This window comes from Herbaspirillum sp. B65, from assembly GCF_000333555.1.
In the GTDB taxonomy this organism is placed as follows: domain Bacteria; phylum Pseudomonadota; class Gammaproteobacteria; order Burkholderiales; family Burkholderiaceae_D; genus Herbaspirillum; species Herbaspirillum rubrisubalbicans.
Map to the genome: position 1 here is coordinate 1 of NZ_BADI01000443.1, position 1,053 is coordinate 1,053.

Here is a 1,053-nt window from a genome sequence, read left to right on the forward strand (position 1 = left end):
GCATCACCGTGGCGCTGATCATCGGTTCCTTCGCCGAACGTGTGAAGTTCTCGGCTGTGATCCTGTTCTCGATCCTGTGGTTCACCTTCTCCTACCTGCCCATGGCGCACATGGTCTGGTTCTGGCCGGGTCCGGACCTCTTCACTGACGCTGCTGCGGCTGATAAGGCCACCGCTGCCTCGGGTTGGCTGTTCCAGAAGGGCGCGCTGGACTTCGCTGGTGGCACCGTGGTGCACATCAACGCCGCTGTCGCTGGCCTGGTCGGTTCCTACGTGATCGGCAAGCGTATCGGTTTCGGCAAGGAAGCCTTCAAGCCGCATAGCCTGACCCTGACCATGGTCGGTGCCTCGCTGCTGTGGTTCGGCTGGTTCGGCTTCAACGCCGGCTCGGCGCTGGAAGCCAACGGTAGCGCCACCCTGGCCTTCATCAACACCATCCTGGCAACTGCTGCCGCTGTGCTGTCCTGGAGCTTCGGCGAATGGATCGGCAAGGGTAAGCCCTCCATGCTGGGCGCCGCTTCCGGTGCGGTCGCTGGCCTGGTGGCCATCACCCCGGCCGCTGGTTTCGTGGGCGTCATCGGCGCCGTGGTCATGGGCCTGATCGCTGGTCTGCTGTGCCTGTGGGGCGTGAGCGGTCTGAAGAAGATCCTGGGTTCGGACGATGCGCTGGACGTGTTCGGCGTGCATGGCGTGGGCGGTATCCTGGGTGCCCTCCTGACCGGCGTGTTCGCAGCCCCCAGCCTGGGCGGCACCGGTATCTATGACTACGTGGCCAACGCTGTGGCACCGGATTACTCCCATCGCGGCCAGGTCTGGATCCAGTTCCAGGGCGTGCTGACCACCGTGATCCTGTCGGGTGTGGTCTCCTTCATCGCCTACAAGATCGTGGACGTCGTCATCGGCCTGCGTGTGACGGAAGAAGNAGAACGCGAAGGCCTGGATATCTCCAGCCAACGCGAATCGGCTACCACTAAGCATCGGTCGTACTGAGTCTGCAGTATTCTTTCGGGGCTGGAAACCGCTTCTTTAAAGGGGCCTTCGGCGCCTTTTTTTC

General features: G+C 62.7%; 1 pseudogene. It reads left to right on the plus strand.

Annotation, left to right across the window (positions count from 1 at the left end):
- Positions 1–989 (plus strand): annotated as a pseudogene (locus I5W_RS10575) (ammonium transporter); the annotation flags it as partial.
- Positions 990–1,053: the final 64 nt, after the last annotated feature.